Source organism: Streptomyces candidus (genome assembly GCF_014207445.1).
GTDB lineage: Bacteria > Actinomycetota > Actinomycetes > Streptomycetales > Streptomycetaceae > Streptomyces > Streptomyces candidus.
In genome coordinates, this window is the sequence record NZ_JACHEM010000027.1 from 1 (window position 1) to 20,412 (window position 20,412).

The following is a 20,412-nucleotide window of genomic DNA, read 5'->3' on the forward strand; positions in this document are numbered from 1 at the left end:
GCCGCTCAGCGGCAGCCGTTGAATGACCGCCGAGAACGCCGCCACGACGAGAGTGAGCGCACCGGCAACCGTGAGCAGAATGTCCACCATGCCACTCGGCTTCCCCTTCGCCGCCGCGGCCATGTGTACGTGCACGCCCCGATGCCCCGGACGGCCCAAGTGGTGCGGCGGATACCGGGCGTGAGTGGCGGATCGCTGAGCGAGCGGTTCCACCACAGCTCCCAAGCACGCGTCACAGCCCTGGTCGGTGCCGAACGGGCGGGCCAGGGGCCGTCAGCGAAGCCGGCGCCCCGAGGCCACGAACGTCATCAACGTATTGGACGCCCTCCCGGGCAGCGCCGAGCCGAGCAGGCCCACTCCTCCAGAGGCGAAGGCAAGGGCCACAACCTAGGGGCGGCGGCGTTGAGTGCGGCCAGCTCCAGTACAACGCGGTACGTCTCGCGGCCGTCCCTTGGCCGAGCAGTTCCTCCCGCAACTGAGGCGCAAGGGGGTTGTCTGTCAAGGTCGCCGTCACCCGAAAGGGTGCCGTCACACGACATTGGCCCATGCCGCGCGCGCTTGCCATACCGTTTTCGGACTGCGCCTGCCCAGGGGAGGGCGGCGGGCCGGGACCGGAGAAAGGACGGCGTCGGGGTGGCCGGAGAAGATCGGGAGACCTGGGGTGAGCGAGCGGTCTGCCGCTCCGCAGACCCGGACGAGTTATTCGTCGACGGCGCGGCCCAGAACAGAGCCAAGGCCCTCTGCACCGGCTGCCCGGTGCGCACCGAATGCCTTGCCCATGCTCTCGACAATCGCATTGAGCACGGCATTTGGGGCGGCATGACCGAACGGGAACGGCGGTCCCTCCTACGACGGCGCCCGCTGGTCACCTCCTGGCGCCGCCTGCTTGAAGCGGCCCGATCAGAACATCAGCGCATCGCGGGGTCCGTCGACGAGCAGCCCAGGCGCGCCACGGGGTGAGGGCGGCAGGGCGCGGCGCATGCCGCGTGAACGGGACTGGCCAAGCCTGACCGTTTGCTTCCGCTGTCGCCATTTGCTCCGGGCCGCGACAACCCGCTGAGGCCAACTGGGGCCGCTGTCACTGGGCATGCGGCCCCAGCCCCGCCGCCCGTCGGTATGCGGGACAGCGTGTCCATCGTGCTTGCCGACGACCCCTGCGGCGATGCCGCTGACTGTCGGGTGACTCACGGAGGGTGTTCTTCCCCCGTGTCTGCCATGTTGTGACGCCGCGTTCCGGTCAAGTGCCCAGCCCGGCCGGGTCAGCCCATTCGGAACGGCTTCAAGGACGGCCAGTCGGTGAGGGGGCGTGGTTCTTGGAGGCGGCTGGGCCGCCGTAGCGCCGCGCTCGGACACCTGCTTCGCGCGCAGCCGTAAGATCCCGCAGGTGATGACTTGCCGGTCTGGTCGTTGTGGTGCATCCGCGTACGCCCTGGTCATTGCAAGAAGGGGATCTCGCACGTCCTGATTGCCGGTGCGGTCGAGCTCGCCCGTGCCCTTGGAACCGCTACGCCGCGAGAGGGAGACTGCCTCCTTCGCACGGCGTAGCGGTTCGGCCCCCGTGGTTGATTTCTCGTGGCGCCTGCCTGACGAGGATGAAGCCATGACCCTGAAGATCCTGCACCGGCCTCCGTCCGTCAGTGACACCGAGCAGCCCGTTCCTCGTTGGGCGATGCGCCTGGCCTATGCGCTTCCGCTACTTCTGCTGCCGTCGTGCCTGTGGCGGCTGCCCTTCGCTCTGCACTTCGAGATGGGGCAGGTTCAAGCGGGCGGCATGCCGCCCCATTGGGCGAGCATCCCGTACGTTCTCGGGCTGAGTGCGTTGTCGGAAGCAATTGCGTTGTTGACCATCGGGCTGGTCCGTGGCTGGGGAGAGGTAGTGCCGGACTGGGTCCCGGTCATCGGGCGAAGACGGGTTCGGCCGGTGGTGGCATCTGGCGCCGCTGCACTCGGCGGCCTGGTGCTCACGTTTCTGTTCACCACTGTTCCGATCGGCGGAGGTCGCGAGCTCGCCCTTTACGGCATCATCGACACTGTCGAATACAGCAGTGCCGTCTGGGAGACAGTGGCGGCGGTGTGTGTCACCCCCATCGCTGCCTGGGGACCCATCACCCTCGCTCTTGCGATCTCCCACTACCGCCGCCGAACCGTCGCGATCGCCAGGTGAGGCGCTGTCCACCGCAGCGCCGGCCACCACGGCAGAGGCTGGCCCGGCCGCGTGGCAGCTGGCGCAGGGGGGGGTGGGCGCAAGGACCGGCAGAGCTGCGCTGCTTACCCGTTCTTCCTGCCGTACAGGAAGCCGAAGAAGCCGTCCTGCTTCGCCTCCAGTTGCGCCGCCTCTTCCTGCGGCCGTTGCAAAGACCAGGTGCGGCCGGCCGCCCGGCCGGGCTACCGCAACCCGCCCCTCCCGCAAAAGGAGAACATCATGACCACCGCCACCGACCACTACGACCGTCTCCTGGCCGAGCACTACACCTGGATGCTCGGCGGAGACCTGGAGAACACGGCGGCAGCGCAAGAGGAATTGCTGGGCGGCCTTGGGCTGGCCGCCCCGCCGGAAGCGGAGGCGGCCGCGGTCGACCTGGGCTGCGGTCCCGGTCCGCAGAGCCTGGCCCTTTCCCGGCTCGGCTACACGTCCATCACAGCCGTCGACACCAGCAAGCACCTCCTCGACGAACTCGTCGCGAACACCCGCCGTGCCGGGCTCACCGAGGCCGTCCACCCGGTACACGATGACATCCGGGGCATCCTGCCCCGCCTCGCGGCCCCGGGATCTCTCGCCGCCGTCGTGTGCATGGGCGACACCCTGCCCCACCTGCCCGACCGCAGCGACGTACAGAACTTGGTCGCCGATACTGCCCGGGCGCTGCGTCCCGCCGGGAGCTTCGTTGCCACCTACCGCGACTTGACCGGCGAACTGACCGGCCCGGACCGCTTCATCCCGGTCCGCAGCACCACCGACCGGATCCTCACGTGCTTCCTCGATTACGTCGACGACGACACGGTCCAGGTCCACGACCTCCTGCACACGCGGCAGGACGGAGGCTGGAACCTCACAGCCAGCAGCTATCCCAAGCTCCGCCTGGCACCCCAGTGGCTGACCGACCAGTGCACGGCGTCCGGTCTCGACGTCCGGTACCACGCCGTGGGCCCGCGCGGCCTACAGGTCCTGCACGCAGTCAAGCCAAGCTGACGCCCTCGGTTCGCCCTCTCACCAACTGTTTTCGAGAGACACCATGACAGCTGGAGCGCATTCGGGCGCGTCGTCCGTGTCCTGCGACTGACGGTTGGCGTTGAGGAGGCATGACGACGAGCAAAATGATCTTTACTGGCGCCCTTCTGGCCGCGCTTGTGATTACGGCTCCCGCCGCCTACGCGGCGCCGAACGACGCGAGCTACTCCGCCGAGAACCTGGTGGATCCAAGCGAGGCGGCCAGGACCGGCGCTGTGCCTTCCGCGTCTGGGGCCGGTGGGGAGGCTCCTTCGTCGGCGGACAGTCTGCGCTGCTGGGACGCGTCTCTGTCAGGTTCCACGTTCGCGATCTCGTGCTCCGGCAATAACTTCTACACGTGGGTTGACTGTTCGAACGGCTCTCGCTACACGGGCGGCCCCTTCTCCGGTTCCTACCGCTCCGTCCTCGCCTGCCCCGGCGGCTCCCGCGCGCTGGAGGGCGGCGCGTACGGCAGTTGAGACCAGTAGTTCGTTCACAGCCTCTGAACTTGTCTGAACGCCACTGCCTCTGTACGAACTTGCCTTCTGTTCACGGCCGGACAGTCAGTGTCCGCCCGTTGTTGCAGAAGAGTCTGAGACGGGAGGGGCAGCCCATCCGGGCCCGGGGGGTTCTATGTCCTTCGTCAAGGACGTGATGCCGGGTGCGCGGGATTTGGGATGGTCATGCGGCGGGGGTTCTGGACTCGTAGAAGGTGGCGTCGCGGAGCATGGCGAACAGGACGCTGATGCGTTGGCGGGCGAGGCGGAGGAGTGCCTGGGTGTGGTTTTCCCGCCAGCGACGGGATTGTCAGTGCTCGATGCATGCCGGCCATGTCTGTCGCCAGCATGCGTGCCTGGGTCATGCCTCCGGATCCTCCGTTACGGGCAGGCACTCGGCGAGAAGGGCGACGACGTCACGCCAGGCCCGCTGTGCGTGCCGTGGGTGGTAGCCGACGCCGGGACGCACGGTGTGGTCGACTGATGGATGGTGGAAGGCGTGAAGGGCGCCGCCGTAGACCACGAGGCGCCAGTCGACGCCCGCGCCTTGCATCTCTGCGGTGAAGGCGGCCCGTTGGGCGGGCGACATGATCGGGTCTTCGGATCCGACCCCGGCCCATACCGGGCAGCGGATGCGCGCCGCCTCGCCCGGTCGGCCGGTGATCAGCCCGTTGACTGTCGCGATCGCGCGCAGGTCGACGCCGTCGCGCCCGAGTTCCAGCGCGATGGCACCCCCGGTGCCGTAGCCGACGGCGGCTATCCGGTCGGGGGCGGTTCGCGGCTCGGTGCGCAACACGTCGAGCGCCGCGTGGCCGATGCCTCGCATCCGGTCGGGGTCGGCGAGCAGCGGCATGCAGCGGGCCAGCATCTCCTCGGGGTCTTGCAGATAGCGTCCACCGTGAAGGTCGAAGGCCAGCGCTACGTATCCCAGTTCGGCGAGAGCGTCGGCCCTGCGGCGCTCGACGTCGCTGAGCCCCGTGCCCTCCGGGCCGAGCAGGACCGCGGGCCGGCGGTCGGCACCGGGCGGGAGCGCGAGGTGCCCGATCATCGTCAGGCCGTCGGCCGGGTACTCGACCGTACGCGTCGTAATCGTTGTCATGCATCTGGACTGTAGTGATCGTCGTGCCCGGCCCGGCCGGTGTTCTGCCGCTGGCAGAACAGCCCGGTTGACCCGAATATGGCGAATCCCATAAAAACGGTCATACTCCACCGAACTCGCCGAGTTCACCGAACTCCACGGGCGGCGCATCGTGGTCTGCTCCGAGCTCAAGCCCAACGGCACCTGCAACAAGCCCGGGTCAAGCTCCTCACCGGCGGCGACCGGATCACAGCCCGCCGCCTGCGGCAGGACTTCTTCAACGTCACCCCCACGCACAAGCCGTGGCTGCTGGGCGACGACCGTCCCGAGGTCGGCACCGGCGGGCACGCCTTCTGGCGGCGCATGCGAATCATCCCCTTCGAGCGGCAGGTTCCCGACGCCGGCAAGATCGTAGCCACCGCCGCCTACCAGACCACCGAGGACCACGTCGGCTGCTTCCTCCAGGAATGCTGCCTTCAGGGCGACAGCACCGACCTGCGCGTCGAGCAGGAAGTCCTGTACGAGACCTACGGCCGCTGGTGCGCCGAGGAAGGCATCCGCGCCTCCCCCAACCGGGCTTTCGCCAGCCGGATCCGCCAGGAACTCGGACTTGTCTCTCCCGCCGATATGGTCAAGAACAACGCGACGAAGTTCTATCCCCGGCTCGCCCTGCTGAATCTCACGACACATGAACCGCTCCCGAGTGACGCTCGGTGAGTCCGCGTCATCTCCTGCCGGATGCCTCTGCGATGAACCATGGAGCCTGCGGCCGCACCGGCATGCTTCCCCTCCTCGCCCCGCCCCAGCACTACGGCGGGCCCCGGACGCCAACCTCCAGGAGATCTTGTGAGTGCGACGCCCAGCGAAGGCGATCTCGTGCATGAGTCCGAGGTCGTATGGCTGGAAGACCGGGAGAACTTCGACTACGTCCGCCAGTCCCTGGACAAGGTGCCCACCCGCAAAGGCTGCCCCCGCTACGAACGCGACGGCCGCCTCGTCGGGTACGCCAACCTCCAGCCGAAGGCCAAACCCACGGCGGACAGCGGCCTATTTCACCCGCCGCACCTTCTACCTCCTCCCGCACGACCGCCCCAACCGGCCCGACGACCCCACCTGCCCCTACAAAGTGGGCTCCCCACTGGAAGCCGTCTACCCCGCCACCATCGCCCCCGGCGAACCCGGACGGAAAACCTCCCGCTCCCAGGCCACTCCGACCGACACCGGCATAGTCGCGTAAGCACCACGCACGCTCGACTGCCTCAGCAAGCGACGCACTTCGGCTGACCGTCTTCGGGGAGCATGGGGCGGCTGCTCACTCGAATCTCAACGTCACCCAGCTGTCTCCGTCCCGGGGCTCCCGCACCCAGGACACCGACTCGAAGGAACGCAGCAGCCCCTCGGTGAGCGCGTGACGTGGCAGGCGGATGCCGTACATCTCGGCGAGGGCGTCCAGGGCGCGAGCGGTTGCAGTGGTGTGGGCGGCAGCGTCCTTGGGCGGCTCGTGGGGCGCCACAGCGCTCGGTGGACTGAAGCCGAGGCTGGCGGGCGCCAGTTCCGGTGGCACGCTCCCGGTCTCGGTCTCCACGATTCCGTCGCGGACCGTGTACTCGAAGAGCGGGTCCCCGGCTTCGGCGACGGAGAGGTGGAACAGCAGGGTGTCCCAACTCCACCCGCCCCAGACCACGATCGCCCTGCCGCCCCGAGAAGATGCGGCGGGTGCCGGCGAGCGGAACCAATGCGCGGAATGACGGCCGGCCGGGTCCTCCTCGAAGCCGAAGCTCCACCCCGCGCCTGCCCGCCCCACCCGTAGCAGTGCCCGGTCCTGTGGGACGGAGGCGCGCTGCTCCTCCATGCGGTGGTAGCGGCGGACCTTCCAGCGGTGCAAGGGCGGGGACAGCGGTGTGCCGGTCGACTCCCCGAGCAGGACCGGCAGTTCGTCCGGCGCTACCCCTTCGACCAGTACCATCCGGAAGTCGCTCAGCGACGGATTCCCCGGCCGCAGTCCCCCTTCGCGGACGAGCCAGGACAGGCCGCCCGGGTCCAGGTCCGCAGTCGGCTCTGCGGATGCGTGAGCTGTGCCGGACTCGTCTCCTCGCGGGGTGGCCAGGAGTTCCGTGCGGCGGGCGGGGGTGAGTATGGGGGCCAGCACGGGGTCCGCGAGCAGGCCCACCGGGGCGAGGTGGTCCGGGTCGAGCGGTTCCCAGAGCGGGATCGCAGCGCGCAGGATCCGCCAGGCGGTGTCGGTGTCGCCCCACCGGGCCGCCGCGTGGGCCTCATCGACCGCCCTCCCGAACGCTCCGCCGGGCTGGTACCGGTAGTCCCCCGTGCCCATCAGGCGCCAGATGTCCACCGCGGCCCGTGCGGTGTCGGGGAAGGTATTGGGGTCGGTGAAGTACGCGTACTGAGAGCCCTCCAGGGACCGGCCGCTCTCGACGACCTCGGCCGCGTGCAGCGGGAGCAGTTCGGTGAGGAAGCGAGGGGAACCGGGGGGCACCATCGGCCGGCCGTAGGCACGCTCTCCGCTCAGCAGCCGCAGCTGGTGCAGGATATCTGCCGCGTATGGCCGCCCGTACCCCGCGGCCTCGGTGAGCAGCCGCACCGCCTCCTCGTGACGGCCGCGCAGGGCCGCGGTTCTGGCCACGGCCACGGCGGCGTCCTGCGTGCGGGTGGTCTCGTTGACGAACGCGGCTCGGCCCTCACGGTCGTCATTTGCGAAGCTGTGGAACTCCCGGTGCATGTCGACCATGTACGCCGCGAACGACGGATACCGCTGCGGATCGGATGCCCGCCAGTACGCCCAGACGCGCACCGCCCACTCGCCGTCGGGGCCTACATCCTCCGGGTCGAGAAGCACGAACACGGCATCCGACTCGACGTCCAGCTGAAGTGCCCGGGACCACAGGCCCACCATCGCCCGGACCTCCTCGGGGTTGCCCTCCTCGCCCCAGGCCTCGTCGAAGTCCTTGCCGAGTCCCATCGCGTCCTGGTGCCAGCGCGCCGCACCGGTACCGGCCAGCTCCACAACGAACTGGCCCGCGTGCCGCCAGCCGTCGCTGACCCGCAGGAACTCCCTGTAGGACGGTGGCATCTTGCGCCCAAGCCGTGCCTCCATGGCGGCGATGGCCTCATCGGAAGCGGGCTCGCCGCCCAACCACCCCGCCCGTCGCGCCCGTTCGTCCTCCGGACTCAAGTCTTCCGAGTCCCGCTCGGCGCCGGCCCATTCCTCACTCCACCGAGTGAGAAAGAACCGCCAGTCAAAACTCCGCCCGTCAGTACTCTCCGTGTTCATGCGCACGATCCTCACATCCACCACTGACAACCAGCTGCGGCATGCTCAGCTCGCCGCCGGGGCGCCGCCGGGCGAGGAAGTCCACGACAGGAAGGCGGAACGGCCAGCCACGGCCAGATCGGCGGGCGGGCCCCGTGGGCACAGTGGCTGGGCGGGCTTCTACGATCCGGTGCATGTTGGATCCCGAACTGCTGGAGCGGATCACCGCAGGGCGCACGGATCTGGACGAAGTCGAAGAGCAGCTGGCCAAACAGCTTGCTGAGGAACGGGCCTCGGCCGCGCCCATACCCGGGCAGGTGGCCGGACGAGCGGCGATGCTGATTCCGCACCGCGAACCAGGTGTGGAGGAAGGCTCGCCTCCGTGGGACTACCAGCGCATCATTACCGCCGTGCGGCAGGCCGCCGAACCCGTCATGGCCTGCGAGGTCGGCGAGGTGGTGGGGGTGGACGTCAGCGTGAAAGCCAAGCTGGAACCGCTGCGCAGCAAGCTGGTCAGACCCGTCGATCGAGGCTGGCTGCGAAAACTGCCGATGGTCGGTTCACCACGCGCCTGTAACCAGGAGCACCGCCGCTTGAAGTGGCTCCGAACGGGCGTAACCGGGGCACCAACGGAGGCCGTTAGAATTGTGTGACGAACGCCAAAGCGCTTCCGAGAACACCCAAACCCTCAGCAGTCGGGCGGCCTCCTTCGCCCGCTACGCCGGCCACACGGTCGCAACGACCGGTTGAACTCGCCGAGTACACATCGGCACAATTCAAAGGCCTGAAAGAAAAGTTGGGGCTGCGGCGGAGCTGCGGACGCACCGGATCGTGTTTCGTCAACACGCCTGCGGAGATTTTCTGGGCCCTGGTCAAAAAAGAGATCGGAACCCGGACCTGGCCGACCGGGCCACCGCACGCGCCGAGGTCTTCACGTTCATCGAGACCTTCTCTACGCACAACCTCTCACCCGCATCGTCCGGCTCACCGTCGACGACGTCGTGCACGACGGAGAAGCCGTACTTCTCCGGCTCGGGGAATTGGTCTCACCCGTCCCCGAACCGGCCGTTTCCCTGCTACTGGACTACATCGCCGACCGCGGCCACATGAACACCGCCATCAACCAGGCATCCCCCTGGCTGTTCCCCGGTCGCCGGTCGGGCCAGCCCTTCCCCCCGACTGTCTGTCCGTGCTCCTCAACGAGATCGGCGTCCCAGTGGCTGCCGCCCGCGGCGCCGCCATCCGGCAACAACTCTTTGAGATGCCCGCCCCCGTCGTCGCGGACGCTCTCGGCTACCACGACAAAACCACTATCCGCCTGCTCAGCGAGACCGGCGGGACCTGGAGCCGATACGCCGCTGGCGATCACACCAAGTCACCGGAAGGTTCGATTCCTCGGGGTACCGACGACAGTTGACAGCGAGAGCCCACCATGAGCCCGCTGGTTCGTACACTGACAAGGGTGGAGGACCATGCGACCACCAGGAGCGAGGCACGTCCGGCGCCCGCCTTGCGGCGATACGTCAACTCGTATGTCGGTTTCGACCTTCGCGGGTTCCCGGCGGGGGTACACTGCGGTCCGCCGGGCCGCTCGCTCACTGCGGTGATCACCCTGTCCGACCCTTTGGAGGTGGCAGCGGGCGTCGACGACGGGTCACCGGTCACCCGATTCGGCAGCGTGGCCGGCGGTCTGATGTGCCGGTCCGTCGCGATCCACCACGACGGACGCCAGCAAGGCGTGCAGGTGTCGCTGACACCGCTCGGGGCGCGGGCCGTCTACGGCGTGCCCGCCGCCGAGCTCGCCCACCGGCTGGTCCCACTCGACGAGCTTCTCGGAGCGCTCGGCGTCGAGCTGGCCGACCGGCTCCGCGCGGCGACGACATGGGCCGCGCGGTTCGCCGCGCTGGACGAGTTGCTCCTGCGAGCCGTCAGCCGCGGCGCCGGCGGCGACCGCGTGTCCCGGGTGCGCCCCGAGGTGGCCGAGGCCTGGCGCCGCCTCTTGGCCGCGCGGGGCCGTGTCCAGGTGGGGGCGGTCGCCACAGAACTGGGCTGGAGCCGTCGGTACCTCACCGAGCGGTTTCGCGGTGAGATGGGCCTGTCGCCGAAGACCTTCGCCCGGGTTCTGCGTTTCGAGCACGCGCACGAACTGGCCACCACTCACGACCCGCTTCCGTGGGCAGATGTGGCGGCCGTCTCCGGCTACGCCGACCAAGCCCATCTCGTCCGGGACTGGGGCGAGTTCACGGGCCGATCGCCGACAGCATGGCGTCGCGGCGAAGTCCTGCTCGGGACCGGGTAGTCGCCGACCGCGCCGCCCACCGCGTCGGCTTCCGTTCCCTTTTCTTCAAGACCACCCGAGTGCCGTCCTGTGACGATCGTCGGCATGAGACTCGTCAATCACGAACCCAACGCCATCGACCTGCGGACCACCCCCGTGCACCTCGGGCTGGGGTCGAGAGCGAAACCCGTCGAGGGCTTCGCCTGGGACCCGGAGGTGCTCCAGGCCTACAGCGCCGCGGTCGCGGCGGACGGCGCCGAGGGCCGGATGGTGACGATTTTCGACGGCGACGGCCCCGGCGACCATTGGGAGCGCCACCCCGCCGGCGACGAACTGGTCGTCTGCCTCAGCGGGTCGGTGACGGTCACCCGCGATGTGGACGGAGTGCCCGACCGGGTTGCGCTCGGGCCGGGCGAGGCCACCGTCAACCCGGCCGGGACATGGCACGCGGTCGATATGGCGGGGCCGGCGTCCATCCTGACCATCACCGCTGGCCTCGGCACCGACCACCGTCCCCGGACCGAAGCCCGCCCGACCGAGCACGCCGGCATGTCCGACCCGCGAACACCGTGACGACCCGTGTCGCGTGCCTCGGCGACAGCCTCACCTGCGCGCAGCTCAGCGTCGACTACCTGGACCTTGTCGAACGACGCCGCCCTCCCGGCGACGTACGGTTCGCCCGCTTCGCCGCCAACGGCGACTTCGCCTACAACCTCTCGCGGCGCCTTGATGCCGTCGTCGCGGACCCACCCGACGTGATCACCGTGTTGATCGGGACCAACGACGCCCGAGCGAGCCTCGCCGGCTACCCCATCGAGCGGGCCATGAAACGCAAACAACTCCCCGAGCGCCCGTCGGCCGGCTGGTTCCAGCAGTGTCTGGGAGCCATCGTCGAACGGCTGCGAACGGAGACCGGCGCGACGATCGGTCTGCTGTCGCTTCCTGTCCTCGGCCAACAACTCGACGGAGCGGCGGCGCAGGCATCGCAGGCGTACAGCCGGATGATCGCCGAAATTGCCACCACCAACGGGGCGACCTACCTCCCGCTCCACGAACGCCAGATCGAGGAACTACGCCAAGCGGACCCGCCCCCGATCCCGTACCGGGAGCTGACGCCCGTGGCGGGCGCCGGCGTCCTCGTCCGGCACGCCGTGCTGCGCCGCAGCCTCGACACGATCTCGCGGCGCCGATGTCTCGTGCTCACGACCGACCACATCCACCAAAACAGCCGCGGCGCCGCCCTTGTCGCCGAGGTCATCGACACCTTTCTGCCGCCCCGGAGCACGTAGCCGGTTCCGGCGGCGGCCCCTTGCCCGCGTGTTCGGTTCCCACCCCTACCGGGGGAGCAACGAAGACCGGACCGTCTCGAACGCTCTCGGCTTTCACGACAAAGCCACTATCCGCCTGTTCAACGAGACCGGCGGGACCTGGAGCCGAAACGCCGCTGGCGATCACACAAAGTCACCGGCAGGTTGGGTTCCACGGGGATCTGGCGGCAGTTGCTTATGAGAGTCCACCAGTGCCGAGGGCGAGTACTACGGCCTGGCGGTCGCCCAGACGAGGGCCGAAGGCCGGGCGGTGGACGATGAACTGCTGGCGCATATCTCCCCAGCGCACAGCGGGAACGTCAACTTTCACAGCACGGTCAACGTAGAGGTCGACACCGAACTCGCCAATCTCGACCCGGCCGGCTACCGGCCGCTGCGGCCTCGCCGCCGGGACCAGGTCTGAGACACTCACCGATGGCCTCCGACCGAAGGGACCACTATCCTCGCGAGGCCGGTTGAAGTTCAGCGTTCGTACCCTGCGTAGCCACCCCCTGCTGACTCTCGGCCCCGCTAGGATGACGTCGGCTGGCCCGTTTTCATCGGCTGCCGGCCAGGCCGCGAAGCAATCGATCAGCCCGCTTCAGGTCAGTAGTCGGCCTCGCAACCGGTGCCGTCGCCGTCGCTGTCGAGGTTGTGTGGGTCGGAAGGGCCGACCCGGACGGGGCCGGGGAGGTCAGGACAGTCCACGTCGGGTTCACCTGCAGAGGGTCCGGTCGGGTAGGAGCTCTCGGGTTCGTACGGCACCGGCGGTGCAACGAGGCGTATGGCGGCGTCAATGATAATTCCGCCCCTGACTGTGTAAGTGCCCTCGCAGACCTGCTGGGTGCCGTCTGGCCGCAGTACATCGATCGTGACCGTCACGGTCCCGCCGCTGACATCAAGTATGTGAACGGTGTCGCGTTCAACATCTGGAAAGCCTGCCGCGAAGGACGAGTAGGAAGGGTCACCAAGGTATTTGCTCCGAGATCCCATGCCCGCCGGTAGTCGCGCGCATTGACGGCATCGAAGTATGCCTCGACGGTTGAAGCTGCATCAGCGGGGGCGGACGACGGCTCAGGAGTGGTCGGGGCTGGGGACGGGGGCACGGCAGTGGTTATCGGCGGTGGCCGTGAGGGCGTTGGGGATTCAGGGGCGACGGTCCGGGTCTCGGTCTGCGTCCGGCTGACTGTTGGACTGGCCCCCTGCGGTTTCTCGTCGGAACCACAGCCACTGAGCCCCGCCACAGCAACGGCCGCCGACAGCAGGAAGGTGAAGCCTGACGACAGGACGCGGCGCATAGGTATCACCCCACGGAGAGGATCCCGCACTCACTCCAGTGTGCGCCCACCCATCGGGACACGCCTGTGGACCCCTAGTGTGATGCGCCAGAAATCCCAGAGCTAAGTCTGTAGCTTGTTGTCATGTCGCCAGGTCCTCGTGCTGTTGAAGTCCGCCTTTCTGACGATGAGTTCGCGGAGTTGTCCCGCTGGGCGAGCGGGGCGGTGGCGCCCCGGTTCGCCGAGCGGGCTCGTATCGTGCTGGCGTGCGCGGATGGTGCACCAAATGCCCGGGTGGCGGTGGAGATCGGTGTCACTGTCGCCACGGTGCGCAAATGGCGCGGGAAGTTTGCGGCCGAGCGGATGGCGGGCCTTGAGGACGGTGCGCGTATCGGCCGGCCGAAGGCCGATCTCGTGCTGAGCGAGGCGGAACGGGAGCAGCTCATCCGGTGGGCCAGGCGAGCGAAGACCGCACAGTGCCTGGCGCTTCGCGCGAGAATCGTCCTGCGTTGCGCGGAAGGCGGGACGAACAAGCAGACCGCCGACGAGCTGGGTGTCGACGTCTCCACCGTGGATCGCTGGCGTGCTCGGTTCCTCACCGATCGCCTGGACGGCCTGGCCGATGAGCCCCGGCCTGGTCGGCCGCCCTCGATCCTCCTCGACCAAGTCGAGGACGTCGTCGTGGCCACCGTGGAATCTCTACCCGCTCCGGACACCCACTGGTCACGGGCCTCGATGGCTGCCCGTACGGGCCTGTCGAAATCAACGATCGGCCGGATCTGGAAACGGTTCGATCTCAAACCGCACCTGCAGGACTCCTTCAAACTGTCCACCGACCCGCAGTTCGTCGCGAAGGTCGTGGACGTGGTCGGGCTCTATCACAACCCGCCCGAACGGGCCGTGGTGTTATGCGTGGACGAGAAGTCCCAGATCCAGGCTCTGGACCGTTCCCAGGCGGTGCTGCCGATGATGCCCGGCATGCCTGAGCGGCGCACGCACGACTACTACCGGCACGGCGTGACCAGCCTGTTCGCAGCTTTCAACATTGCTGACGGCACCGTCATCGGCGAGTTCCACCGCCGCCACCGGGCCATCGAGTTCAAGAAGTTCCTCAGCACCATAGACAAGGCCGTGCCCCGCGACCTCGACGTGCACTTGGTGTGTGACAACTACGCCACCCACAACACCGCTGAGATCAGGACCTGGCTGGCCAAACATCCCCGCTTCCACGTCCACTTCACCCCTACGGGCTCGTCCTGGATCAACCAGGTCGAGCGCTGGTTCGGCCTGCTGACCGACAAACTCATCCGCCGAGGTGTCCACACCTCCGTGAAAGCCCTGGAAGACGACATCCGAGCCTGGATCGAGACCTGGAACCAGGATCCCAAGCCCTTCACCTGGACCAAGACCGCCGACGAAATCCTCAAGTCTCTCGCTGACTACCTGACCAAAATCAACCCAGTGACCAACAACAACCAGACACGGACTTAGCTCGGGGATTTCTGGCGCATCACACTAGCTACCGGCGGCGGGGAGCGCCTGTGCTGACGTGCGAAGTAGGGATGCCTCAGATCACCGCCCGCATCGCGGGCAGCACACACATCGCAAGCCGTCGCCTCCTGCCTTGGCGGACCGACTCCACCTGCCAACCCTCTACGGACTGCGGCTGCCCGCGCATGCCCCGGGGGCGCTCTCCTATCGTCCCGCCGGCCGCCCGGTGAAGGGAGGGCACTGTGCGGTAGTCCTGACCGGGCACCGGCCGCACGTGATCGGCCGGAATGGCGATCTCGACGAGGGACTCCGCGAGGTCCTGGCCGGTGCGGCTGTGGTCGGCGGTCCAGGCCCGCACCGCCACCCGGTACACCCACGCTCCGGCACTCGTCTGCCACCGCCGGGCCAGGCTGGCGGTGAGCTGCCAGCCCGGCAGCGCCACCTCCACCGGAGGCAGGGCGACGGCCTCCGGGACAGTTGTGGGCGCGAAAGCGGAGATAGTCATTCCCCTCGTTTCGTACACGTATGCGATAAGGCAAGAATGGAGCCTGCACGCTACTCGCCGCGCGCCCAGGTGACCGTGACCGGGGCATGCCGGGTGGTCCCGGCGAGGACCTCCACCCCGCATCCCTCAGGGGTCAGGGATGGCCAGGAGGTTCGGATCAGGGAACTGGGGGAGCCGGGAAAGAACGGCGGTGCCCCAGGGGACGTGTACGTGACCGTGCACGTTGACGCCCGAGCTGCCGCTCGGCCGGCCGAATGGGCGCGCCTCATCGACGTGGACTGCAGCAAGCACGCGGTGCCGACCAGAAGTTTGTGGAACGACCCATGGAGGACCTGTTCACGCTGATCGTGGGAGCGATCGAAGAAGTCATCTGAAGCAGATTCAGCCGATCGCGAGGCCGGCCTCCGCCGTCATGGCAAGCCGCACCCGCAGTTCCTGATCGTCTTCAACAGGGCGTCAGGCGCTCCCTGCACGGTCAGTCGTGTGGCGGGTGGAGGGCGTGTGCCAGGTCGTTGTGGAGGGTGATGACCTTGTCGAGGCCGAGCAGGTGCAGGGTGTCGCGGGTGGGGGAGGGGGTGCAGATCAGGCGCAGCCAGCCGCCGGTAGCGGTCATGGTGCGGTGGGTGTGCAGGAGGGTGTTGATGCCGACGGAGTCCATGAAGGTCACGCCGGACAGGTCGAGGACCAGGCGGGTGGTGCCGTCCTGGGCGAGGGTGGCGCAGAGGTGTTCGAGGACGGTGGCGCTGTGGGGGTCGATCTCGCCTTGAACGGCCAGGACGAGGGGGCCGGGTGCAGTGCCCAGCTGGTGCAGGCGCATCGGAGCCTTGGGTATCCCCGGTACTGCTCTGGCCCGCGGGGGTGTCTGTTCCATCGGTGTCCCGTTCCCTCAGGGCCGTATTGACTGCGCCGCCCTCGTCCTGCATTGCTTCGGACGGCCATGGTGATGACTGACCCGGTACCTGGGATTCAATACTCGCTTACACCGTTTCCGACACAAAAGCGAGTGATGGCGTCCCAGCTCCTCGCGGACTGACCGCGCTGTTCGCCTGCGGCTGGTTCCCCCGGTACCCGAGCGCACCACTGGTCGAGGCTCGGTGGCCAATGCGCACGAGCTGGACCTCCGTGATTTCTACTGATCAGGGGCTGTTCGGAGAGAAGCGCGGTTTCCTGGGTGGCGGGAATCGAAATGCATACCGCTGATTCTGGCCTACGTTGCCGGGTTCAAGAACGTCGAAAATCAGCGTTCTAGAATTTGAGGCCAAAATTTGATGGATCAGGCCATTCAAATACATTCGCTCTTTCTTTGGGGCGCGATGTGCGGCGGGTGTGCCTACGTTGATGACTGTCAGCCGGGGATTTTCCCCGGCGGCAAACCGAAGGACGTAATCCCATGCGCTTCATGCGCACGACAGCCACCGCACGGACCTTCCTCATCGCCTCGATCGCCGTAGCCGGTCTCACCGCCACCCCGGCCCTCGCCTCCGCCCAGTCCGGTGCGAACAGCGCCCGGGCCCACTCCGCGCTGGGAGTCCTGGGCTTCCCCGGCGCCAACGGCGTCAACGGCGTCGGGACCAGCGGCGGTCTCGGTGGCCTCGGCGGCACCGGTGGCGCTGCGGGTGCCAACGGCAACGGCGGCAACGGCGGTAACGGCGGCGACGCGAGCGGCACGGCGAGCGTCGGCGGCGCCGGAGGTACGGGAGGCGCGGGTGGCGCCAACGGCAACGGCGGTGCCGGCGGCACCGGCGGCGGTGCCACGCTCGGCGGCACCGGTGGCAAGGGCGGTGTGGGCGGCGTCGGCGACGCGGGCGCCGGTATCGCAGGCGGCAAGGGCGGCAACGGCGGCGCAGCCAAGGCCGGCGGCGGCTACAAGGGCGGCCTCGGCGGCGCCGGCGGCGCGGCCAGCCCGGTCTGCCCCGGTAAGCCCGGCGGCAACGGCACCGCCGCCACATCCACCTCCAACGGGACCACCGGCGCCACCGGCGCAGCCGGAAAGACCACCCTCCCCTGCTGAACCACCACACACAGGCCAACGGAGCTCTTGAGGGCAGCCAATCCATGCCAGCCCTGAGCCGCACCGTCTGACTACAGCCCGAAACGTGCCCGGCTGACAAGTCCTCAGCCGGGCATCGTGCTGCCCACCCCCGGAATGCCCACCCTCCGACTGCATCCGTCACCAGGTCGCCAAGTACTCGCCGTTGTTGGTGCGTGGGGGTCTTCCTGCAGTACGCCGCCACGAGCTATCGGGCCGGGCACCTCACCTGCCCATCGTCAACAGCAGCCGGGACCACCAGTGTTCATGCCGGGCACGAAGGCCAGGGCGATGACAGGGACCACGTTCCGGGGTGCAGAAGTGGCGAGGCAGGACCGCGTCGCGTACTGACGGCCCGAGGACGGTGCGCCGGGTCGGGCGGCCGGTCGTGGCCGTCCGGGCGGGCGCCCCGGGGCGGCAGACTGCTGCGCTCTCCCGCGGATGAGCACCGTCATAAGATGACCGGCGTGAACATCCTGACGGCCGTCGAAGGGTTGGTGGAAGAAGCCAAACGGCAGATCCGCGAGCGGGTGTGGTTCGTGACGGACACAGACCGTACTGTCGCGGCGGAGGCCGCTACGGAACTGCCGGCCGTGGGCGGCACCCCACGGCACCAGCAGGTTCTGCTGGAGGTCGACCGACTGGAACACCTGCGGGAAGCACTCGCCGCGGTGGCCATCGCCCTGGCCCACGTCTACGGACGCCTGGCCTGGTTCCTCGGTGCTGCGGCCACCGCCCTCAGCTCGGTCCTGCACTGGCGCGCCATGCCCGCCGATACCGGCTCCACCTTCGGCGCCGAACCGCCCACCTTCCAGCAGTACACAGAGGCCGAAGAAGCGGTCCGCCGCCTCCGGAGCGCGCTCACCGGCATCGCCGCCGCCTGATACGGCCGAGCCGTGGGAAGGCGTCGCCGATGAGTGGGCAACGGCTGAAGCATGCCGATACCGTCTGCGACGCATGCTGGGTAACCCCGCAACCACGCTGTGCCCACGGTGTATACCGGGCTCATCGAGTGCTGCCGCCCGCCACCGACGCTGCACCGCCCAGTACTCACGTACCGCAAGCCGCTCAGCAAAGCGGGTGTTCGCGCATTCCCGGACGCCCGACCCGTCCATGGGAGCAGGCTGGGAGGCGGGTGGAAGAAGAGGATGTTGAGGGAGGTTCGTGCGGCGCGTGAGGGAAGGGGCAGGCCAGGTTGAGTGCTCTCGGGCAGGCGCTGCTCGCACCGCGCTTGCGTGTCCGGTGCGATGCGATGCGATGCCGTAGCGTTCGCGTCCTGACTGCCGCCAGGAAGGCCCCGGCCTCCACCACGCCGTCCAGCCCATCGCCACCATGCACAACCTCGCCCTCACCACGTGAAGACCGCAGACCAGAACACCCACCGGCCTGCCCGCACCCACCCATGTGCAAAAACTTTCAGGAGGGTTGGGTGTCGGGGATCGCTACCAGCGGGGCCAGAGCGAGCACGGCGAGGTCGTCGCGCAGCCGCCCGCCCCACCAGTGACGGGCGTCGTCCAGCAGGGCGCCGACGAGGGCGTCCGCGGGGCCGGTCGGAGCGATGGTGGTGATGAGGGTGGCGAGGTCTTCGGTGGTGCGCTGGTCCTGGGCGCCGGCTCCTTCGGTGAAGCCGTCGGTGTAGAGCACCAGGGTGTCGCTCTGCTGTAGTTCCAGTTCTGTCACCGGGTGGTGCGGTTCGTCCAGGACACCCAGCAGGGATCCGTGGATCTCCAGTGGCACGGTGTGGCCGTCCGCTCGGCGCAGCAGGGGGGCGGGGTGACCGGCGCAGGCGATCCGCAGTCGGGCGGGGGACGGGGAGGGGTCGAGTACGGCGTAAATGAGGGTACAGAAGGGGGTGTTCTCGCGGCGTAGGGCAGCGTTGACGAGGTTGAGGACGTGGCCGGGGTCGCTGGAGTGCTGGGCCGCAGCCCACAGGGTGTGGCGCACCAGGCCGGTGATGGCGGCCGCGTGGGGGCCTTTGCCGCAGACGTCTCCCAGGACGAGGATGTGCCGACCGTCGGGAGCGGTGAAGGCGTCGTAGAAGTCACCGCCGATGTGCAGCCCTTGGCCGTAGGGCGCGTAGCGGGCGGCGAGGTCATAGCCGGGCAGATGCGGCAGTCGTGGGGGGAGCAGGGGGCGTTCGAGGGCTCGGGTGGTCTGGTGCAGGCGGTGCAGGAGCCGGTCCTGTTGGGTGCCGACGGCTATCTGGTCGGCGATGTTCCCCAGCGTGGTCTGGGTGGAGCCGGGCAGGGCGAGGCGGGTGGTGAGGGTCAGTACGCCGATTAGTTCCTCCCCGGAGATCAGGGGGTAACCGGCGAACGAGCCCTGAGTTGTTGTGCCCTGGTCGGTCTGGTGGTCGGGCTGGGAGGCGATGTCCAGGTGGGGGCGGCGTGTGGTGAGGATGTGCTCGACCAGGGGCCGCTGGGTTTCCAGGCAGGCGGACGTCGCGGGTGGTTGGGCGTCGCCGTCGGCGCAGGTGGTGTGGGCGATCTCGTTCTGGTCGTCAAGGGTCCAGATGCAGAGACGGTCGGCGCCCAGGCGGTCGGCCATGGCGCGCACGCACCGGCGCAGGCGTTCGTCCAGCGGTCCCGGTTCCGTCATGGCGGCGGCGATCTCCGCGGTGAGCAGGGCGTGGCTGGTGCGTTCGGCGAGTTTGCGCTGTGCGTGCAAGCGATCGGTGACGTCCTCGGCCAGTACCAGGGTGCGGGTTCGCCCCTGGGTGTCCAGGACGTGCTGGGCGGCGATGCGCAGGGCCTGGGGGCCGCCGTCGGGTCGGGTGCGTTCGAAGACCGCGTCGGGTTCGGTGCCCCGGTGATGCCCGGGGGAGGTCAGATGGCGGCGGAGTGCGGTGCGCTCTTCGGTGGGGAAGAGGTCGGTCATGGGCCGATGCAGCGAGTCGGGTTCCCGCATGTCCAGGACGTCGGCGGCCCGGCGGTTCCAGGCGACCAACGTCTCGCCGTCCAGCATCAGTGCGCCGATGGGCGCCTGGTTCAGGAACTGTCCCAGCAGACGCTCGCCCAGTTGTCGTTCGAGCACGGCACTTGAGGACAGCTGTTGTTGGGCTGCGGCCTGCGTCGCCGCGTGTGCACGACGGCGGGTCAGTGTCCTGAGGAGTTCTTTGATGGTGTCGGGCACTGACTGCCGATCCTGCACCGGGCGCACGACATCCGCGGAGAACAGCAGCGGGAGCACAGCCAGTTTCGCCTCGGTGGCGAAGCTGTACATCGCGGCGACCGACAGGTCGCTGGGATGGGGGCGCATGGTGTGGATCACTCCGGCCGGCCCGGTGACTGCTTCGCCCAGCACCACGACGGTGGGCCGGCGTCGGCCGGGCGTTCCGTTCGTGAGGGGCAGGACGTCCTCGGGGGTGCTCTCGATGATCTCGGCCGTCGCGCCGAGCTCGCCCACGACAGCGTCGATCACCTGCCGGGGAAGGTCCACCAGAAGCAGGAGGGGCTGGTCGGGATCCTGCACGTC

Annotated in this window: 20 protein-coding genes and 3 pseudogenes; 17 read left to right on the forward strand and 6 right to left on the reverse strand. The window is 68.5% G+C overall.

Annotation, left to right across the window (positions count from 1 at the left end; all coding sequences use genetic code 11):
- The first annotated feature begins 633 nt into the window (after nucleotides 1-633).
- The 5 genes and pseudogenes from HNQ79_RS30525 (at nucleotide 634) to HNQ79_RS30540 (ending at nucleotide 3,687) form a co-directional block, all read left to right on the forward strand.
- Complete coding sequence (locus HNQ79_RS30525) at nucleotides 634-960, forward strand: WhiB family transcriptional regulator (protein ID WP_185036227.1); 327 nt, start codon at nucleotides 634-636, stop codon at nucleotides 958-960.
- A gap of 361 nt (nucleotides 961-1,321) precedes the next feature.
- Nucleotides 1,322-1,500 (forward strand): annotated as a pseudogene (locus HNQ79_RS34240) (GNAT family N-acetyltransferase); the annotation flags it as partial.
- A gap of 100 nt (nucleotides 1,501-1,600) precedes the next feature.
- Entirely contained in the window at nucleotides 1,601-2,164 is a 564-nt protein-coding gene (locus tag HNQ79_RS30530) for a hypothetical protein (RefSeq protein ID WP_185036228.1), read from the forward strand.
- Between the two features lie 258 nt (nucleotides 2,165-2,422).
- Entirely contained in the window at nucleotides 2,423-3,190 is a 768-nt protein-coding gene (locus HNQ79_RS30535; protein WP_185036229.1) for a class I SAM-dependent methyltransferase, read from the forward strand.
- Nucleotides 3,191-3,300: 110 nt separating this feature from the next.
- On the forward strand, nucleotides 3,301-3,687 hold the full coding sequence (locus HNQ79_RS30540) for a hypothetical protein (RefSeq protein ID WP_185036230.1): 387 nt from the start codon (nucleotides 3,301-3,303) through the stop codon (nucleotides 3,685-3,687).
- 379 nt (nucleotides 3,688-4,066) lie between these two features.
- Here the strand turns inward: HNQ79_RS30540 and HNQ79_RS30545 are convergent, their stop codons facing one another.
- Nucleotides 4,067-4,804: a dienelactone hydrolase family protein gene (locus HNQ79_RS30545; protein WP_185036231.1), complete on the reverse strand. Its 738-nt coding sequence runs from the start codon at nucleotides 4,802-4,804 to the stop codon at nucleotides 4,067-4,069.
- A gap of 100 nt (nucleotides 4,805-4,904) precedes the next feature.
- On the opposite strand from HNQ79_RS30545, the pseudogene HNQ79_RS30550 reads away from it, so the two are divergent.
- Together HNQ79_RS30550 and HNQ79_RS33335 are read left to right on the forward strand one after the other, a co-directional pair.
- Nucleotides 4,905-5,500, forward strand: a pseudogene (locus HNQ79_RS30550) (primase-like DNA-binding domain-containing protein); the annotation flags it as partial.
- A gap of 129 nt (nucleotides 5,501-5,629) precedes the next feature.
- Nucleotides 5,630-6,020 (forward strand): annotated as a pseudogene (locus tag HNQ79_RS33335) (DUF6009 family protein).
- Between the two features lie 75 nt (nucleotides 6,021-6,095).
- On the opposite strand, the gene HNQ79_RS30555 reads toward HNQ79_RS33335, so the two are convergent.
- Nucleotides 6,096-8,072 (reverse strand): SMI1/KNR4 family protein, encoded by a 1,977-nt coding sequence (locus tag HNQ79_RS30555; RefSeq protein ID WP_185036232.1) that lies wholly within the window; start codon nucleotides 8,070-8,072, stop codon nucleotides 6,096-6,098.
- Between the two features lie 173 nt (nucleotides 8,073-8,245).
- Here HNQ79_RS30555 and HNQ79_RS30560 point away from each other — a divergent pair, with 173 nt between their 5' ends.
- From HNQ79_RS30560 to HNQ79_RS30585, 6 genes are all read left to right on the forward strand, one after another.
- Entirely contained in the window at nucleotides 8,246-8,704 is a 459-nt protein-coding gene (locus HNQ79_RS30560) for a hypothetical protein (RefSeq protein WP_229923485.1), read from the forward strand.
- A 536-nt stretch (nucleotides 8,705-9,240) separates the two neighbouring features.
- A complete protein-coding gene (locus tag HNQ79_RS34245) occupies nucleotides 9,241-9,468 on the forward strand; it encodes a hypothetical protein (RefSeq protein ID WP_229923486.1) in 228 nt (75 codons plus the stop codon).
- Between the two features lie 15 nt (nucleotides 9,469-9,483).
- Nucleotides 9,484-10,350, forward strand: a complete 867-nt coding sequence (locus tag HNQ79_RS30570; RefSeq protein ID WP_221508317.1) for a helix-turn-helix domain-containing protein — start codon at nucleotides 9,484-9,486, stop codon at nucleotides 10,348-10,350.
- 84 nt (nucleotides 10,351-10,434) lie between these two features.
- Nucleotides 10,435-10,902, forward strand: coding sequence for a cupin domain-containing protein (locus HNQ79_RS30575; protein ID WP_185036234.1), 468 nt, complete (start codon nucleotides 10,435-10,437; stop codon nucleotides 10,900-10,902).
- Nucleotides 10,899-11,618 carry an SGNH/GDSL hydrolase family protein gene (locus HNQ79_RS30580; protein ID WP_185036235.1) on the forward strand — a complete coding sequence of 240 codons (720 nt, stop codon included), beginning with the start codon at nucleotides 10,899-10,901 and terminating at the stop codon, nucleotides 11,616-11,618. Before HNQ79_RS30575 ends, HNQ79_RS30580 begins: the two co-directional genes overlap by 4 nt.
- Before the next feature lie 289 nt (nucleotides 11,619-11,907).
- Nucleotides 11,908-12,060 carry a hypothetical protein gene (locus HNQ79_RS30585; RefSeq protein ID WP_185036236.1) on the forward strand — a complete coding sequence of 51 codons (153 nt, stop codon included), beginning with the start codon at nucleotides 11,908-11,910 and terminating at the stop codon, nucleotides 12,058-12,060.
- 182 nt (nucleotides 12,061-12,242) lie between these two features.
- Here HNQ79_RS30585 and HNQ79_RS30590 read toward each other — a convergent pair whose 3' ends face one another.
- Entirely contained in the window at nucleotides 12,243-12,629 is a 387-nt protein-coding gene (locus HNQ79_RS30590; protein ID WP_185036237.1) for a hypothetical protein, read from the reverse strand.
- 428 nt (nucleotides 12,630-13,057) lie between these two features.
- Here HNQ79_RS30590 and HNQ79_RS30595 point away from each other — a divergent pair, with 428 nt between their 5' ends.
- Nucleotides 13,058-14,404: an IS630 family transposase gene (locus HNQ79_RS30595; RefSeq protein ID WP_185036238.1), complete on the forward strand. Its 1,347-nt coding sequence runs from the start codon at nucleotides 13,058-13,060 to the stop codon at nucleotides 14,402-14,404.
- A gap of 76 nt (nucleotides 14,405-14,480) precedes the next feature.
- On the opposite strand, the gene HNQ79_RS30600 is transcribed toward HNQ79_RS30595, so the two are convergent.
- Complete coding sequence (locus HNQ79_RS30600; RefSeq protein WP_185036239.1) at nucleotides 14,481-14,909, reverse strand: hypothetical protein; 429 nt, start codon at nucleotides 14,907-14,909, stop codon at nucleotides 14,481-14,483.
- A gap of 36 nt (nucleotides 14,910-14,945) precedes the next feature.
- Between HNQ79_RS30600 and HNQ79_RS34250 the strand changes: the two genes are divergently transcribed.
- Complete coding sequence (locus HNQ79_RS34250) at nucleotides 14,946-15,254, forward strand: DnaJ C-terminal domain-containing protein (RefSeq protein WP_373312552.1); 309 nt, start codon at nucleotides 14,946-14,948, stop codon at nucleotides 15,252-15,254.
- A gap of 130 nt (nucleotides 15,255-15,384) precedes the next feature.
- Here HNQ79_RS34250 and HNQ79_RS30605 read toward each other — a convergent pair whose 3' ends face one another.
- Nucleotides 15,385-15,780 carry an STAS domain-containing protein gene (locus HNQ79_RS30605; RefSeq protein ID WP_185036240.1) on the reverse strand — a complete coding sequence of 132 codons (396 nt, stop codon included), beginning with the start codon at nucleotides 15,778-15,780 and terminating at the stop codon, nucleotides 15,385-15,387.
- A 528-nt stretch (nucleotides 15,781-16,308) separates the two neighbouring features.
- Here HNQ79_RS30605 and HNQ79_RS30610 point away from each other — a divergent pair.
- Both HNQ79_RS30610 and HNQ79_RS30615 read left to right on the forward strand, forming a co-directional pair.
- Nucleotides 16,309-16,920 (forward strand): hypothetical protein, encoded by a 612-nt coding sequence (locus HNQ79_RS30610; protein WP_185036241.1) that lies wholly within the window; start codon nucleotides 16,309-16,311, stop codon nucleotides 16,918-16,920.
- Nucleotides 16,921-17,396: 476 nt separating this feature from the next.
- Entirely contained in the window at nucleotides 17,397-17,822 is a 426-nt protein-coding gene (locus tag HNQ79_RS30615) for a hypothetical protein (protein WP_185036242.1), read from the forward strand.
- 532 nt (nucleotides 17,823-18,354) lie between these two features.
- On the opposite strand, the gene HNQ79_RS34645 is transcribed toward HNQ79_RS30615, so the two are convergent.
- Complete coding sequence (locus tag HNQ79_RS34645) at nucleotides 18,355-20,409, reverse strand: SpoIIE family protein phosphatase (protein ID WP_185036243.1); 2,055 nt, start codon at nucleotides 20,407-20,409, stop codon at nucleotides 18,355-18,357.
- Nucleotides 20,410-20,412: the final 3 nt, after the last annotated feature.

Coding starts and splice junctions, on each gene's coding strand:
- HNQ79_RS30605 (WP_185036240.1), bottom strand. CDS start 15,780: ATGGAACAGACACCCCCGCGGGCCAGAGCAGTACCGGGGATACCCAAG.
- HNQ79_RS30595 (WP_185036238.1), top strand. CDS start 13,058: ATGTCGCCAGGTCCTCGTGCTGTTGAAGTCCGCCTTTCTGACGATGAG.
- HNQ79_RS30560 (WP_229923485.1), top strand. CDS start 8,246: ATGTTGGATCCCGAACTGCTGGAGCGGATCACCGCAGGGCGCACGGAT.
- HNQ79_RS30535 (WP_185036229.1), top strand. CDS start 2,423: ATGACCACCGCCACCGACCACTACGACCGTCTCCTGGCCGAGCACTAC.
- HNQ79_RS30575 (WP_185036234.1), top strand. CDS start 10,435: ATGAGACTCGTCAATCACGAACCCAACGCCATCGACCTGCGGACCACC.
- HNQ79_RS30540 (WP_185036230.1), top strand. CDS start 3,301: ATGACGACGAGCAAAATGATCTTTACTGGCGCCCTTCTGGCCGCGCTT.
- HNQ79_RS30600 (WP_185036239.1), bottom strand. CDS start 14,909: ATGACTATCTCCGCTTTCGCGCCCACAACTGTCCCGGAGGCCGTCGCC.
- HNQ79_RS30570 (WP_221508317.1), top strand. CDS start 9,484: ATGAGCCCGCTGGTTCGTACACTGACAAGGGTGGAGGACCATGCGACC.
- HNQ79_RS34250 (WP_373312552.1), top strand. CDS start 14,946: ATGGAGCCTGCACGCTACTCGCCGCGCGCCCAGGTGACCGTGACCGGG.
- HNQ79_RS30615 (WP_185036242.1), top strand. CDS start 17,397: ATGACCGGCGTGAACATCCTGACGGCCGTCGAAGGGTTGGTGGAAGAA.
- HNQ79_RS30530 (WP_185036228.1), top strand. CDS start 1,601: ATGACCCTGAAGATCCTGCACCGGCCTCCGTCCGTCAGTGACACCGAG.
- HNQ79_RS30545 (WP_185036231.1), bottom strand. CDS start 4,804: ATGACAACGATTACGACGCGTACGGTCGAGTACCCGGCCGACGGCCTG.
- HNQ79_RS30610 (WP_185036241.1), top strand. CDS start 16,309: ATGCGCACGACAGCCACCGCACGGACCTTCCTCATCGCCTCGATCGCC.
- HNQ79_RS30555 (WP_185036232.1), bottom strand. CDS start 8,072: ATGAACACGGAGAGTACTGACGGGCGGAGTTTTGACTGGCGGTTCTTT.
- HNQ79_RS30590 (WP_185036237.1), bottom strand. CDS start 12,629: ATGGGATCTCGGAGCAAATACCTTGGTGACCCTTCCTACTCGTCCTTC.